Source organism: Hansschlegelia plantiphila, assembly GCF_027922265.1.
Taxonomy (GTDB): domain Bacteria; phylum Pseudomonadota; class Alphaproteobacteria; order Rhizobiales; family Methylopilaceae; genus Methylopila; species Methylopila plantiphila.
Genome location: NZ_BSFI01000002.1, coordinates 113,304 through 127,483, shown reverse-complemented (window position 1 = coordinate 127,483; position 14,180 = coordinate 113,304). Strand labels below are relative to the sequence as shown.

The 14,180-nt window shown below is 69.3% G+C and carries 14 protein-coding genes; 12 read left to right on the top strand and 2 right to left on the bottom strand.

The window, feature by feature from the left end:
- Nucleotides 1-53 precede the first annotated feature (53 nt).
- Entirely contained in the window at nucleotides 54-401 is a 348-nt protein-coding gene (gene uraH / locus PKE75_RS02055) for a hydroxyisourate hydrolase (RefSeq protein WP_271167027.1), read from the bottom strand.
- A gap of 306 nt (nucleotides 402-707) precedes the next feature.
- On the opposite strand from uraH, the gene uraD reads away from it, so the two are divergent.
- The 5 genes from uraD to PKE75_RS02030 all read left to right on the top strand — a co-directional run bounded on the left by uraD (nucleotide 708) and on the right by PKE75_RS02030 (nucleotide 6,491).
- Complete coding sequence (gene uraD, locus PKE75_RS02050; RefSeq protein WP_271167026.1) at nucleotides 708-1,262, top strand: 2-oxo-4-hydroxy-4-carboxy-5-ureidoimidazoline decarboxylase; 555 nt, start codon at nucleotides 708-710, stop codon at nucleotides 1,260-1,262.
- A gap of 75 nt (nucleotides 1,263-1,337) precedes the next feature.
- Complete coding sequence (gene alc, locus PKE75_RS02045) at nucleotides 1,338-2,345, top strand: allantoicase (protein ID WP_271167255.1); 1,008 nt, start codon at nucleotides 1,338-1,340, stop codon at nucleotides 2,343-2,345.
- Nucleotides 2,342-2,842 (top strand): ureidoglycolate lyase, encoded by a 501-nt coding sequence (locus PKE75_RS02040; protein ID WP_271167025.1) that lies wholly within the window; start codon nucleotides 2,342-2,344, stop codon nucleotides 2,840-2,842. Before alc ends, PKE75_RS02040 begins: the two co-directional genes overlap by 4 nt.
- Nucleotides 2,843-2,928: 86 nt before the next feature.
- Nucleotides 2,929-3,744 (top strand): FAD binding domain-containing protein, encoded by an 816-nt coding sequence (locus PKE75_RS02035; protein ID WP_271167024.1) that lies wholly within the window; start codon nucleotides 2,929-2,931, stop codon nucleotides 3,742-3,744.
- The gene (locus PKE75_RS02030) at nucleotides 3,741-6,491 is read left to right on the top strand and encodes a molybdopterin-dependent oxidoreductase (protein ID WP_271167023.1); all 2,751 of its coding nucleotides are present in this window, start codon (nucleotides 3,741-3,743) and stop codon (nucleotides 6,489-6,491) included. The genes PKE75_RS02035 and PKE75_RS02030 overlap by 4 nt, the downstream gene beginning before the upstream one ends.
- Nucleotides 6,492-6,621: 130 nt before the next feature.
- Here PKE75_RS02030 and PKE75_RS02025 read toward each other — a convergent pair whose 3' ends face one another.
- Nucleotides 6,622-6,972, bottom strand: coding sequence for an ArsR/SmtB family transcription factor (locus tag PKE75_RS02025; protein ID WP_271167022.1), 351 nt, complete (start codon nucleotides 6,970-6,972; stop codon nucleotides 6,622-6,624).
- A gap of 130 nt (nucleotides 6,973-7,102) precedes the next feature.
- On the opposite strand from PKE75_RS02025, the gene PKE75_RS02020 reads away from it, so the two are divergent.
- From PKE75_RS02020 to PKE75_RS01990, 7 genes are all read left to right on the top strand, one after another.
- A complete protein-coding gene (locus tag PKE75_RS02020; protein WP_271167021.1) occupies nucleotides 7,103-7,852 on the top strand; it encodes an SDR family NAD(P)-dependent oxidoreductase in 750 nt (249 codons plus the stop codon).
- A 355-nt stretch (nucleotides 7,853-8,207) separates the two neighbouring features.
- Nucleotides 8,208-9,491, top strand: coding sequence for an NAD(P)/FAD-dependent oxidoreductase (locus tag PKE75_RS02015; protein ID WP_271167020.1), 1,284 nt, complete (start codon nucleotides 8,208-8,210; stop codon nucleotides 9,489-9,491).
- Nucleotides 9,492-9,560: 69 nt separating this feature from the next.
- Complete coding sequence (locus tag PKE75_RS02010) at nucleotides 9,561-10,448, top strand: ABC transporter permease (protein WP_271167019.1); 888 nt, start codon at nucleotides 9,561-9,563, stop codon at nucleotides 10,446-10,448.
- Complete coding sequence (locus PKE75_RS02005) at nucleotides 10,445-11,293, top strand: ABC transporter permease (protein ID WP_271167018.1); 849 nt, start codon at nucleotides 10,445-10,447, stop codon at nucleotides 11,291-11,293. Before PKE75_RS02010 ends, PKE75_RS02005 begins: the two co-directional genes overlap by 4 nt.
- A gap of 20 nt (nucleotides 11,294-11,313) precedes the next feature.
- Complete coding sequence (locus PKE75_RS02000; protein WP_309298799.1) at nucleotides 11,314-12,375, top strand: ABC transporter substrate-binding protein; 1,062 nt, start codon at nucleotides 11,314-11,316, stop codon at nucleotides 12,373-12,375.
- A 31-nt stretch (nucleotides 12,376-12,406) separates the two neighbouring features.
- On the top strand, nucleotides 12,407-13,027 hold the full coding sequence (locus tag PKE75_RS01995) for a cupin domain-containing protein (RefSeq protein WP_271167016.1): 621 nt from the start codon (nucleotides 12,407-12,409) through the stop codon (nucleotides 13,025-13,027).
- Entirely contained in the window at nucleotides 13,017-14,105 is a 1,089-nt protein-coding gene (locus PKE75_RS01990; protein ID WP_271167015.1) for an ABC transporter ATP-binding protein, read from the top strand. Before PKE75_RS01995 ends, PKE75_RS01990 begins: the two co-directional genes overlap by 11 nt.
- Nucleotides 14,106-14,180: the final 75 nt, after the last annotated feature.

The window sequence follows — 14,180 nt, the reverse complement described above, 5'->3', positions numbered from 1 at the left end:
TTCCGAAGACCCGCCAGTTCCTGAAGCGCGGGACGGCGCCGAGACCGGCGCCCTCAGCTGCCGCGATAGATCGAATAGCCGTTGGCCTGAAGCAGCAGCGGCACGTGGTGGTCCTCGCCGCCGGAGGCCACGCCGAAGCGGACGACCACCGTGTCGAGGAAACCGCCCGAGCCGCGGCCGGTCCGGGCGAGATAGGGCCCGACATGGAAGTGAAGCTCGTAGAGTCCGGCTGCGAAGGCTTCGCCCTCGAGCAGCGGCGCGGGCGTCCGGCCGTCCTCGTTCGTCACGGCGCTCGCGAGCCGGACCGCGCCGCCTTGCGCGACGCTCAGCAGGTCGATCGCCACGCCGTTCGCCGGGCGTCCGCGTTCGGTGTCGAGGATATGCGTCGTCAGCCGACCCATCGTCAGGCCGCTCTCCCCGTCCGGGGACCGCCGGCGATCTGATCGAGCGGCGAAGCGGAGCGCGCGGGCTGCGGTCGGCGGGTCACGCGGCGGACGGCGCTCCGGTCTGTCTCGGGCGCGCCCGCCATATGGGCCGACGCCCGCCAAAGGTGGAGCCAAACCATCCGGGCGCGCAATGCTGTCACGGGGCAAAAATTCGGCAATGAACCGGCGTCCTGCCGACGAATTCGGCACGCGCCGCGCTGGATGCCGCCGCCTGCGAGCGGCTAGAACAACGCTCCGCAGACCACCGCCGACGAGGCGCGGATGACCATCGCCGATCTCCCGCCCTCGCGGCTGTCCGTGGCGGACTTCGTCGCGACCTATGGCGGCGTCTACGAGCGCTCCCCGTGGGTCGCCGAAGCGGTCGCGGCGGAGGGTCTGAGCGAGGCGGACGACGACCCGGATCGCCTCGCGGCGCGGATGGCCGCGGTGGTCGAGACAGCCGGCCCGGCGCGCCAGCTCGCGCTGCTGCAGCTTCACCCGGAACTGGTCGGTCGGCTCGAGGTCGGCGAGCCGCTCAGCGAAAGCTCGCGGTCCGAGCAGGCCGCCGCCCGCCTCGACCAGTGCGCGCCGGAGGAATACGCCCGCTTCCAGCAGCTCAACGAGATCTACCGCGCCCGCTTCGGCTTTCCGTTCATCATCGCCGTGACGGGCATGTCGCGCGGCCAGATCCTGCGCGCTTTCGGGGCGCGCGTCGGCCACGGCGTCGAGATCGAATTCCGCGGCGCGCTCGACGAAGCGCACAAGATAGCCCGCATCCGGCTCGACGCGCTGGCGCGGCGGCGGCTCGAGACCGGCCCTGAAAGCGGCGGCGATTGAGCGTGATCCGATGATGCTTTAGGCCGGATGGCGCCGTCCTCAATCCGCGAGACGCAATCTCCCGAGGCCACGCCGATGCACCGCGACCCGGACGCTCCCGACTTCGTCCACGACTACGTCAACCTCGCATCCCCGCTGCTCGGCTCGACGGCGGAGCTCGCGTCGGACGAGTTCTTCGCGCCGAAGGAGCGGCTGCTGCAGGACGCGGCGCCGGTGTTCCTGCCGGACGAGTTCGACGCCAACGGCAAGTGGATGGACGGCTGGGAGACCAGGCGTCGCCGTTCCGGCGGCAACGACTGGTGCCTGATCCGTCTCGGCGTGCCCGGCGTGGTGAAGGGCGTCGACATCGACACCTCGCATTTCACCGGCAACTATCCGCCGGCGGCCTCCATCGAGGGCCTCTACAGCGACACGGCGCCGGACGCGGACGCGGGCGCGCGCTGGCGGCCGCTCGTGCGCGCCACGCCGCTGAAGGGGAACGCCCACCGCTATGAGGCGGTGACCGAGAACGATCCCGTCAATTGGCTCAGGCTGCAGATCTTCCCGGACGGCGGGATCGCGCGGCTGCGGGTCCACGGGATCCCGTTCCGCGAGTGGACGGCGCAGGAGCGGGCCGGCGAGGTCGAGCTGTCGGCGGCCAAGAACGGCGGGCGGATCATCGCCTACAACGACGCCCATTACGGCGCGGTTCTGCGCCTGCTGTCGGAGGGCCGCGGCGTCAACATGGGCGACGGCTGGGAGACGCGGCGGCGGCGCGAGCCCGGCAATGACTGGATCATCGTCGCGCTGGCCTCCCCCGGCGCGGTCGAGCGGATCGAGGTCGACACCGCGCATTTCAAGGGCAACTTTCCCGACAGCTGCTCGATCCAGGCGGCCCGCGTCGAGCACGGCGCGCGGGGGTCGCTGATCACCCAGTCGATGTTCTGGCCGGAGTTGCTGCCGTCGAAGAAGCTGCAGGCCGACCACATCCACATGTTCGGCGGCGAAGACGTCGCGAAGCTCGGACCGATCAGCCACGTCCGCTTCAACATCTTCCCCGACGGCGGCGTCTCGCGGCTCCGCCTGTTCGGAACGCTCATGTGAGGACCCTTCGGCCCGAGCCGCTGACGAAGGCCGCCTTCGGGCCGTTCGGCGACGTGATCGAGATCGACGGCGCCGAGACCCGCGCCATCAACCAGGGCTTTGCGCGCCGCTTCCACGATCTCGCCGCGCTCGACGTCGCGACCGGCGGCGGCCGGGCGATCCTGTCGATCTTCCGCGCGACGCGCCGCCCCTCGCCGATCGCGATCGACATGCTGGAGCGGCATCCCCTGGGAAGCCAGGCGTTCTTCCCGCTGTCGCCGCACGACTGGCTGGCGGTGGTGGCGGAAGGCGGGCGCGCGCCTGACCTCGCGACGCTGCGCTGCTTCCGCGTCCGCGGCGACCAGGGCGTGAACTACGCCGCCGGCGCCTGGCACTTCCCGGTGCTGACGCTGGCCGAGACGCAGGACTTTGTCGTCGTCGACCGGGAGGGGCCGGGGGCGAACCTCGAGGAGATCGCGTTCGCGCCCGGGAGCGTCGCGACGATCGCCGCGGACTGAGGCGCGGCGGCGGGACATGGCATGCTGATTGCCACCCGAGGCCGAAGCCCGCGGAGCTCCGCCGCGCGGCTTGAGGGGAGCAGTCCTTGGACCTCGACACCATCGCCGAGATCGTCACGCGCCCCGACGCGTCGTCCTTGTCGGAGTGGCGCGACGGCGACGGCTGGCTCGGCGGCGGCACCTGGTTGTTCTCCGAGCCGCAGCTCGACCTCGTCAGGCTGATCGACCTCGACGGCTTCGGCTGGACGCCGCTCGAACTGACCGGCGACGCGCTTCGGGTCGCGGCCACCTGCAAGCTGCGCGAGCTTCACGCCTTCCCCCGTCCCGACGACTGGACGGCGGGCGCGCTCATCGACCAGTGCTGCGACGCGCTGCTCGGCTCGTTCAAGATCTGGAACATGGCGACGGTCGGCGGCAACCTCTGCCTGTCGCTGCCGGCGGGACCGATGACGGCGCTCGCCGCCGCGCTCGGCGGGACCTGCGTGATCTGGGCGCCGGACGGGACCGGGCGTCGCGTCGCCGCCGCCGATTTCGTCACCGGCGACCGGCGCAACGTGCTGACGCGCGGCGAGCTGCTGCGCTCGATCGAGCTGCCGCTCGCGGGCCTCCGGTCCCGCTCCGCCTTCCGCCAGGCCTCGCTCACCCCCGGCGGCCGCTCCGCCGCGCTGCTGATCGGGCTGAAGGCGCCGGACGGCGGCTTCGCGCTGACCGTGACCGCCGCGACCGTCCGCCCCGTGCGGCTTGTGTTCGAAACGCTTCCGGAGAGCGGGGCGCTGGGCGCGGCGATCGAACGGGCGATCCCGGACACGCTCTATCACGACGACATACACGGCCATCCTGACTGGCGGCGGCGCCTGACCTTCCACCTCGCGGAGGAGATCCGCCGCGAGCTCGCCTCGTGACGTTCCACGTCAACGGCGAGGATTTTCATGAAACCCCGCGTCCCGGCCAGTGCCTCAGGACCTTCCTGCGGGGGCTCGGCTGGTTCGGGGTGAAGAAGGGCTGCGACGCCGGCGACTGCGGGGCCTGCACGGTGCAGGTCGACGGGCGGCCCGTGCACAGCTGCGTCTACCCTGCGTTCCGCGCCGACGACCGGGAGGTCACGACGATCGAAGGCTTCGCCCGCGGCGACGCGCTGTCGCCGGTTCAGGAGCGCTTCGTCGCGGCGCAGGGATTCCAGTGCGGCTTCTGCACGCCCGGAATGATCGCGACCGTCGCAGCGCTCTCGCCCGAACAGCTCGACGACCTGCCGCGCGCGCTGAAAGGCAATCTGTGCAGGTGCACGGGCTACCGTTCGATCGCGGACGCCGTCCGTGGGGTCCGCAATGTCGCGGCGCCGGCCGCCGGTCGGGGCGCGGGCGCCGACGCGCCGGCGCCCGCAAGCCGGCGCATCGTGACAGGCGCCGAGCCCTACACCTTCGACGTCGACATGCCCGGCCTGCTGCACCTCAAGCTGCTGCGCTCGCCTCACGCCCACGCCCGCATCGTCTCGATCGACGTCGCGGCGGCGATGGCCGTTCCCGGCGTCCGGCTGGTGCTGACCCATGAGGACGCGCCGGAGACGCTGTTCTCCACCGGCCTGCACGAGCTCGACGCCGACGACCCGCCGGACACGCGCGTGCTCGACGACGTCGCCCGCTTCGTCGGACAGCGCGTCGCGGCGGTGGTCGCCGAAACGGAAGCCGCCGCCGAACTCGGCTGCCGGCTGCTCCGGGTCGACTATGACGTCCTCCCGGCCGTGTTCGCTCCGCTCGAGGCCATGCGCCCCGGCGCGCCCCTGCTGCACGACGACCCGGCCAAGACCGGCGCGGCGCGGCCCGAGCGCAACGTCTGCGCCGAGGTCCATGGCGCGGTCGGCGACCCGGACGCGGGATTTGCGGCCGCCGACGTCGTCCATGAGGGCGTGTACGAGACCCATCGCGTCCAGCACGCCCATCTCGAGACCCACGGCTCGATCGCCTGGATCGATGAGCGCGGCCGGCTGAACCTCCGCACGGGTTCGCAGACGCCCTTCCTCACCCGCCGCCGGCTTGCGACAGTCTTCGGCATGGACGTCGCCGATGTCCGCGTGATGTGCGCCCGCCTCGGCGGCGGCTTCGGCGGCAAGCAGGAGATGCTGACGGAGGACGTCGCCGCGCTGGCGGCGCTGAAGCTCGGCCGGCCGGTGAAGCTGGAGTTCACGCGCGAGGAGCAGTTCACCGGCGCCACCACCCGCCACCCGATGCGGGTCGGCGTGAAGCTCGGCGCGACCCTTGACGGCCGGCTCACCGCGATCGCAATCGACGTCGTCTCCAACACCGGCGCCTACGGCAATCACGGCCCCGGCGTCCTGTTCCACGGCTGCAACGAATCCGTCGCGCTCTATCGCTGCGCCAACAAGCGGGTCGACGGCGTCGCGGTCTACACCAACACCGTGCCCGCCGGCGCCTTCCGCGGCTACGGCCTCAGCCAGACGAGCTTCGCCATCGAATCCGCGATGGATGAACTCGCCCGCCGGCTGGGGATCGACCCGTTCGAGATGCGCCGGATCAACATGATCCGGTCCGACGACGCGCTCGTCGCCTTCGACGACGAGCCGCACGACGTCGAGATCGGCAGCTACGGCCTCGACCAATGCCTCGACCTGGTGGAGGCGGCGCTGGCGCGCCGCGATGGCGAGCCGCGCCTTCCGCCGGACTGGCTGATCGGCGAAGGCGTGGCGATCGCCATGCTCGACACCGTGCCGCCGCGCGGCCACTTCTCGCACGCCGAGGCGAGGCTGAGCGCGGACGGCGGTTACGAGCTCGCGGTGGGCACGGCGGAGTTCGGCTCCGGCTCGACCACCGTCCACGGCCAGTTCGCGGCCTCCGCGCTCGGCACGACGCCGGACCGCATCCGCATCGTGCAGTCGGACACCGACGCATCGGGCTATGACACTGGCGCCTTCGGCTCGACGGGGACGATGATCGCGGGCAAGGCCTGCTTCGACGCAGCGAACGCGCTGCGCGAGCGCATCCTGATCGTCGCGGCCGCCCTGCTGAACGCCCCCCTCGCCTCCTGCGCGCTGACGGCCGAAGGCGTCGTCGCCGGCAACGCCTCGGTCTCCCTCGCCGAGATCGCAGGCCAGTCGCCGCTGTCGGCCGCCGGCGAGGCCAACGGCTCGCTCCGATCCGTCGCGTTCAACGTTCAGGCGTTCCGCGTCGCGGTCCACCGCGTCACCGGCGCGATCCGCATTCTTCGCAGCGTCCATGCGGCGGACGCCGGAACCGTGATCAACCCGATGCAGTGCCGCGGCCAGATCGAGGGCGGCGTCGCGCAGGCGGTCGGCGCCGCGCTCTACGAGCACGTCGACGTCGGACCCGGCGGCGCGGTCGAGACGAAGAGCCTGCGCGCCTACCACATCCCGGCTTTCGCCGACGCGCCGCGCACCGAGGTGATGTTCGCCGAGACCTGCGACGCGATCGGCCCGATGGGCGCCAAGTCGATGAGCGAGAGCCCGTTCAACCCGGTCGCCGCGGCGCTGGCCAACGCGGTCCACGACGCAACCGGAGAGCGCTTCCGGACGCTTCCGCTGGCGGCCGACAGGATTTTCGCAAGGGTCGCCGCGCGCAACGGGCAAGGATCGCGCTGTTCTGAGAAATCACCGCCTTCCGGGACGGCGCCGGCGTAGCCTCAAGCTCCGCCGTCGTGGTTCCGGCTCGACCCGGACCAGCCATGCCGGGCGTGGGGCGCCTGCCCGAACAGGGGTCCTCCGGTCAAGCCAGAGGACGACGCGCTCCGTCTTGCTCCGTGGCGGCGCGCTACCCCGCCTTCGCGCGCGTCTCGCACTGCTGTTTGGCGTGCGCCTGCATGATCGCCTCGATCAGCGGGCCGAAACGCTCGCGAAGCTCACCCAGGCGAGCCGTGTTGCGGACTTCGACCCCGTGGCGCTCGCTGCGGACGAGCCCCGCCTCGCGCAGCACCTTGAAGTGCTGCGACAGCGTCGACTTCGGCACCGGCCGGTCGCTGACGTCCGCGAACGCCGAGCAGATCTGCGCGCAATCCGCCGATGCGACGCCCGCAAAGATCTGCGCGCGCACGGGGTCCGACAGCGCGTGGAGGATCGCCTCCACGGTGACGTCCTCCGGAGATGGGTGAAACAGCGGCCTCATGACAATCGATATAGGGCGCGCTTGACAGATCGTCCATTAGTTCACAATTTCTGAACTATCGAACGAAGCGACGCCGCCATAAGGCCTCGCCGCTCGCTCGGAAGCGAAACCAGAGCAGGGAATTCAGGTCATGGGTAAGCTCGAAGGCAAGGTCGCCGTCGTGACCGGCGCCTCGAAGGGCATCGGCGCCGGGATCGCCAAGGCGTTGGCGGCCGAAGGCGCCTCCGTCGTCGTCAACTACGCCTCCAGCCGCGAAGGCGCCGAGCGCGTCGTCTCGGAGATCGCCAGCAAGGGCGGCAAGGCCGTCGCGGTCCACGGCGACGTCGCGGTCGCAGCCGACGTGAAGCGCATCTTCGCCGAGACGAAGTCGGCGTTCGGCCGGCTCGACGTCCTCGTCAACAACGCCGGCGTCTACAAATTCGGCTCGCTCGAGGAGTTCGCCGAGGAGGAGTTCCACCGCCAGTACAACATCAACGTGCTCGGCACGATCCTGAGCGCGCAGGAGGCGCTGAAACACTTCGGCCCTGAGGGCGGCAATATCATCAACATAAGTTCGGTGGTCGGGTCGAATCCTGCGCCCAACTCCGTGATCTATTCCTCCACCAAGGGCGCAGTCGACAACATCACCGTGTCGCTGTCGCGCGAGCTCGGCGCGCGCAACATCCGCGTCAACGCGATCGCTCCGGGCGCCACGGAGTCCGAGGGCTTCACCGCCGTCGGCATCGCCGGCACCGACTTCGAAAAGACGATCATCAGCGCAACGCCGCTCGGTCGCCTCGGCCGTCCCGACGACATCGGCAAGATCGCCGTGTTCCTCGCCTCCGACGAGTCGTCCTGGCTGACCGGAGAAATCGTCAGCGCCTCCGGCGGCTGGCGCTGAGGCGAAGCGCGCTTCGACCGGGCGGCCGAGCGGGCCGCCCGCGCCTCCGGGAGCCCGGGCGTGCTCCTTATTGCGTCCCGGCCTTGAGCCGGGGCGCAAACGCTGCAATGCCCCCGAGCATGGCGGCGCCGGCGCCCGACTTCCCTGGCGCTTCGCGGTTTCGCGTCCCCGCCTGAGGGCCGGGAGGCAGCGACGACGGGTTAATCGCCCTGAATCATCGCGGAATTAACCCGGATTAACCCGCGATCAACTCGTTGGGCGCGCGATTAACTCGCGCTTCCCTCACGATCGCATTTCACAAACGTGAATTTCTGGATATCGTTTTCAGACGGCTTTCAGCCCTTAAGGCGGCCCGATGAAACGCAGCGCCCCTCCCCCGGTCTGGACGCGGCCCACCGGCTACGCCCTGAAGCAGGACCCGGTGTCCGGCGTCGAGCGGGCGGATCTTGCGATCGTCGGCGGCGGATTCCTCGGCCTGTCCGCGGCCCTCCACGCCGCCCGGCGCGGGCTTTCCGTGCGCGTCGTCGAAGCCGGCCGCGTCGGCGACGGCGCCTCGGGACTGAACGGCGGCCAGGTCATCCCCGGCCTCAAGCTCGAGCCCGAGCAGATCATCGAGCGTTTCGGACCGGCGCGGGGCGAGCGGCTCGTCGGCTTTGTCTCGACGCTGGCCGACCGGGTGTTCGAAACGATCGCGCGCGAGCAGCTCGACGTCGACCACGCCCGCAACGGCTGGATCTACGCGTGCCACACCAGGGCGGCGCTCGATTTCGCGGCGGAACGCGACCGCCAGTGGCGGGGTCTCGGCGCGGACGTTTCGCTGCTCGACCGCGCGGAGATCGCGCGCCTGACGGGGGCCGAGGGCTATCTCGGCGGCTGGATCGACCGCCGCGGAGGCGTGATCAATCCGCTCGCATTCATCTCCGAACTCGCGCGTGTCTGCGCGGCGGCCGGCGTCAGGATCGCCGAAAACGAGCGCGCCGCGGCGCTGCGGCGAGAAGGCGGAGGCTGGCGGATCGCTCTAAACTCAGGGGGCGAGATTCAGACGCCGATGGTGATCGTCGGCGCCAACGCCTATTCCGACGGGCTCATCCCGGGCCTCGCGCGCAGCATCGTGCCGCTGCACTCCTTCCAGATCGCGACCGCTCCTCTCGCCCCCGAGCAACTCGCGGCGGCGTTGCCCGGGGGGCAATCCGTCTCCGACTCCCGGCGCATCGTGATCTATTACCGCCGGACTGCGGACGGGCGGCTCGCGCTCGGCGGCCGCGGCAGCATGGCCGAGCCGACGGCGGAGGCCGACTGGGCGCATCTCGATCGCGCGCTTGGCCGGCTTTACCCGGCGCTGACCGGAACGACGATCGAGCGCCGCTGGTTCGGCCGGGTGGCGATGACGCCCGATCATCTGCCCCATGTCCACGAGCCGGAGACCGGCCTCGTCACCGCCGTCGGCTGCCAGGGGCGCGGCGTCGGGCTGATGACGGCGCTGGGTCCGGAGCTCGTCGACTACCTCGTCGACCGAGACCGCGAGCGGCTTCCGTTTCCGCTGTCGCCGATCCGGCCGATCCCGCTGCATGGCTTCCGCGCGCTCGGCGTCGCAGCGGCGATCGCCTGGTATCGAACGCTCGACGCGCTCGAGCGCTGAGAATGCCATTGCAGGTTTCATATTCGTGAAATAGGCTCGTCCTGTTTCAAGCATGCGAACGGGACTTCGATGACCCGCGATGCGACGACAGCCGGCGCCTTAAGCGCCAAGCGCGACACGGTATTCACGGCGGCGATGCTGCTTCCGGGCGCGCTCGCCACAGTCGTCCTGATCCTGTTCGCGCTGTCTCTTGTCCTGTTTCTGAGCCTACGCAACAATGCCGGGCCGTTATTGGGCGAAGGCTTTACGATCGAAAACTTCGTTTCGATCGCAATCGATCCGCTTTATTGGACGGTCATAATCCGATCTCTGTCGATCGCCGGCCTCGTTACGGCCGCGACCGTCGTCACCGCCTATCCCGTCGCCTATTATCTCGCCTTCCACGCCGGCTCCCGCCGCGGACTGATCCTGTTCCTCGTCACCCTGCCGTTCTGGACGAGTTATCTGCTCCGCGTCTTCGCGTGGAAGATCGTGCTCGCGTATAACGGCGTCCTGAACTCGGCCCTTATAGTAACAGGCCTGCAGAACGAGCCGGCGATCGCGCTTCTCAACACGCCGGCTGCGGTCGTCATCACGCTCGCTCACGCCTATGCGCCGTTCGCGATACTTCCGATCTATGTGTCTCTTCAGACGATCCCGACATCACTTCTCGAAGCTGCGTCCGATCTCGGCGCCCGGCCGTTCACCAGCTTCCGCCGGATCGTGCTCCCCAACTCCATGCCCGGCGTCCTCGCCGCAGCCCTTGTCGTCTTCGTTCCGACGGTCGGCGACTACGTCACCCCGGCCCTCGTCGGCGGTCCCTCGAGCACGATGATCGGCTCGCTGATCCAGTCACAGTTCGGCAAGGCCAACGACTGGCCGTTCGGCTCGGCGCTCGCGGTCGTCGTGATGTTGGTGATCCTCGCCGTCATTCTGCTCGCCCGCCACGCCGATCGTGCGTTCGGGAGCCGGACGTGAGCGCCGCCGGACGCAGCGCCGACGGCCGTCTCCTCGGCGGCTACGTCGTGCTGTACCTCGTGTTCCTGTACCTTCCCGTCGCCCTCATCCCACTGTTTTCGTTCAACGATTCAATCCAGGCCGCATTTCCGCTGAAGGGCTTCACGCTCGGCTGGTATCAGTCGCTCGCCGATAACGAGGCCCTTTACGGCGCGCTGCTGACGAGCCTGTTCGTCGCCATGATCGCGGCGAGCGTCGCCACTCTCTGCGGCGTCACCATCGCCTATATGGAGATGCGCGGCGGCTCACGCGCAGCCTCGGTGATCTCGGGGCTGGCGCGGCTGCCGATCCTGATCCCGGGCGTGGTCGCGGGCATCGCGCTGCTGATCCTGGTCAATCTCGCCGGCCTCGGGCCCTCTCGCTCGGCCGTCGTCCTCGGCCACGTGCTGGTCGCGCTCCCGACCACCGTCGTCGTGATGCGAAGCCGCTTCGCCGCGATCCCCAAAAGCATCGCGGAAGCCGCGGCCGACCTGGGCGCGACCGGCTGGCCGACCTTCGCGCGGATCATGCTGCCGCTCGCCGCGCCCGCCATCGGCTCGGCCTTCATGCTGGCGTTCCTGACCTCGTTCGACGAGTTCATCGTCGCCTTCTTCCTCGCCGGCGCCGAGCCGACCCTGCCGTTGTTCATCTGGGGGCAGCTCCGCTTTCCGAAGGCGCTGCCATCGGTGATGGCGCTCGGCACGACGATCCTCGTCGCCTCGATCGCGATCGCCGCGCTCGCCGAGGCGCTGCGCCGGCGCGGCCTTTCCGTCACCCGGCCCGCTCCGGGCCGCATCCCCGCCTCCCCCGTCACGGCCACCCGATGACCACCACAGAGGGCACTGCGATGACATGCTCGACGAAAAGGATTTCCGCCGGCCTCGCCGCCGCGGCGCTTGCGTTCGCGTTCTCCGCTGCGCCGTCCATGGCGGCCGACAAACTGAAATACTTCACGTGGTCGGGCTATGAGCTGCCCGAATTCAACCAGAGCTTCAACACAGCGCATCCGGACGCGGTCGAGACAACGACCTTTGGCGACGACGACGACGCCTTCTCCAAGGTGAAGGCGGGCTTCCACCCGGACCTTGCGCACCCCTGCTATGACAAGATCGCGCGGTGGAACAAGGAGGGCCTGCTCCAGCCCATCGACACCGCGAGGATAAAGAACTGGGACGCGATCTTCCCGATCTTCCGGAACCTGCCGGATCTGAAGGCGGGCGACGGGAAAGTCTGGATGGTGCCCTGGGACTGGGGAAACACCTCGATCCTCTACCGCAGCGACATCGTGAAGGATCCGGAGCAGAGCTGGAATCTGCTGTGGGACAAGAAGTACGCCGGCAAGATCGCGACCATCGACGCTGTTCACGATACGCCCGTCGTCGCCGCGCTGCTCGCGGGCGTCAGCCCCTTCGACATGACGCCGGAGGAGATGGACAAGGTCGCGGCGAAGCTCCGCGAGCAGCGGCCGCTGCTCAGCAGCTACACCACCGACATGACGTCGGTGGAGCAGGCGCTTTCGAGCGGCGAACTCGTCGCCGCCATGACGTGGAACGCGTCGGCCACTTCACTCAGGAAGCAGGGGGTTCCGGTCGAGTTCATGAAGCCCAAGGAAGGGATGCTGACCTGGGCGTGCGGCTTCGTGCTCCTGAAGGATTCCGCCAACGTCGATCTCGCCTACGACTTCATCAACAGCCGCCTGGAGGCGGCGTCCGGCCAGCACCTGATCCAGAGCTACGGCTACGGCGCCTCGACCAAGGCCGCCTTCGATCTGGTCTCGAAGGAAGAGCTCAAGACGCTTCAGCTGCCGGCCGACCCCGAGGAGGTGCTGAAGGAGACCGTCTTCACCGGGCCGATGAAACAGAACGACGAGCTCGCCAAGATGTTCGAGAAGGTCAAGGCGGGGGGCTGAGCGGCCCCCCACCGAACGCAGGACCAGACGCATGCGGAAGCTCGATGACGCGCTGGCGGAAAAGCCGGCGCGGGAACTGGACGAGGCGGACGTCCGCGTCGGACGGCGGGTGCGGGCGATGAGGCTCGCCCGCAACCTGTCGCTCGCCGACCTTGCGACGCGCGCCGGCATCTCGATTGGCGCGCTCAGCCAGATCGAGCGCGGTATGACCTCGCTCAGAGTGCGAGTGATCTGGCCGCTTGCGGCGGCGCTCGACTGCGAGCCCTCGGCACTTATCGCCGACGGCGAGGAGCAGGCGAGCGACCTCTATTGCGTGCGTCCTCGCGACCGGCGCTCGCTGCCGGTTCGGTCGGAGGGCATCGCCAAGGCGTTGCTCTCCCCTCCCGGCGCCACGCTCACAGGCCTGCTCGTCACGGTCGAACCTGGCGGCGGCACGGCGGAAGCCTATGCCCACGCCGGTCACGAATTCGGCTTCGTCAGCGCCGGCGAGGTCGAGCTCACGATCGACTCCGCCCGCTATCAGCTCAGGGCAGGTGACAGCTTCGCGTTCAAGAGCACCCTGACCCACGCCTTCCGCAACACGAGCGACGAGCGCTGCGAGATTCTCTGGGTCAACACCACCAAGCCCTCGAAAGTCCGCGATGGCGATTGATCCGCTGTTGCGGCTTGATGGCGTTTCGAAGCGTTTTGCAGGAGACGTCGTCGGCCTGGACGGCGTCGACCTCGACATCGCCTCCGGCGAATTCCTGACGCTGCTCGGTCCGTCCGGTTGCGGCAAAACCACGACGCTCCGGGTGATCGCGGGCTTCGAGAGCCCGACCGCAGGCCGGGTGCTGCTGGACGGGCGCGACATCACCGCTCTCCGGCCGCACGAGCGCCCGCTTAACACGGTGTTTCAGGACTACGCTCTGTTCCCGAACATGACCGTCGCCGAAAACGTCGGCTTCGGCCTGTCGCTTCGCAGGACGCCGAAAGCCGAGCAGCGGCGCCGCGCGGCAGAAGCCCTGGAGCTCGTCGGACTTGCCGACAAAATCGGGGCGCGCGTCCAGGAGCTGTCCGGCGGACAACGACAGCGCGTGGCGCTCGCCCGCGCTATCGTCTGCGAACCTCGCTTGCTCCTGCTCGACGAGCCGCTCTCCGCGCTCGACGCGCATCTTCGCGAGCAGATGCAGGTCGAACTGAAGCGCCTGCAATCGCGCCTCGGCACGACCTTCGTGATGGTGACCCATGATCAGACCGAGGCGATGTCGATCTCCGACCGCATCGTTGTGATGAACAAAGCGAAGATCGAGCAGATCGCCGAACCCGCGACGCTCTATGACCGGCCCGAGACCGCCTTCGTGGCGCGCTTTATCGGCGCGATGAACTTGCTGCGCGCAACGGCCGAGGGGGCCCGAGAGAACAGTCGGCCCCCGTTTTCCGCGGGTGGCCTCGCGCTCGATGTGGCCGCCGATGACGGCGCCGGCCGCCTTGCCGGGACGGAGCGGACGATCTGCGTCCGGCCGGAGGACCTCATCGTCTGTACAGCCGGAGCGGCGGGAGCGGCGCCGGCGCGCATCACGAGCGTGGTGTTCCACGGCCGCGCGCTGCGCCTTCACGCCGACCTCGCAGACGGGCAGACCATCATCATCGACGCCCCACGCCAGGCCGGAGCGTCGCCGTTTTCGGCCGGCGATATCGTGCATGTAGCGCTGCGCGCGGGCGCCAATTGCCAGGCGCTGCCGAACTGACCTCATCCTTGGCCGACGACGTTCACTGTGCGGCGGGCGGCGAAGAAAATACTGTGCAAGACGCAGACTTTTCGG

Bases quoted from the DNA above. Each gene is read 5' to 3' on its own strand.
- PKE75_RS02015 (WP_271167020.1), top strand. From the start codon at position 8,208: ATGAAACGCAGCGCCCCTCCCCCGGTCTGGACGCGGCCCACCGGCTAC.
- PKE75_RS02000 (WP_309298799.1), top strand. From the start codon at position 11,314: ATGACATGCTCGACGAAAAGGATTTCCGCCGGCCTCGCCGCCGCGGCG.
- alc (WP_271167255.1), top strand. From the start codon at position 1,338: ATGCACCGCGACCCGGACGCTCCCGACTTCGTCCACGACTACGTCAAC.
- PKE75_RS01995 (WP_271167016.1), top strand. From the start codon at position 12,407: ATGCGGAAGCTCGATGACGCGCTGGCGGAAAAGCCGGCGCGGGAACTG.
- uraH (WP_271167027.1), bottom strand. From the start codon at position 401: ATGGGTCGGCTGACGACGCATATCCTCGACACCGAACGCGGACGCCCG.
- PKE75_RS02010 (WP_271167019.1), top strand. From the start codon at position 9,561: ATGACCCGCGATGCGACGACAGCCGGCGCCTTAAGCGCCAAGCGCGAC.
- uraD (WP_271167026.1), top strand. From the start codon at position 708: ATGACCATCGCCGATCTCCCGCCCTCGCGGCTGTCCGTGGCGGACTTC.
- PKE75_RS02025 (WP_271167022.1), bottom strand. From the start codon at position 6,972: ATGAGGCCGCTGTTTCACCCATCTCCGGAGGACGTCACCGTGGAGGCG.
- PKE75_RS01990 (WP_271167015.1), top strand. From the start codon at position 13,017: ATGGCGATTGATCCGCTGTTGCGGCTTGATGGCGTTTCGAAGCGTTTT.
- PKE75_RS02020 (WP_271167021.1), top strand. From the start codon at position 7,103: ATGGGTAAGCTCGAAGGCAAGGTCGCCGTCGTGACCGGCGCCTCGAAG.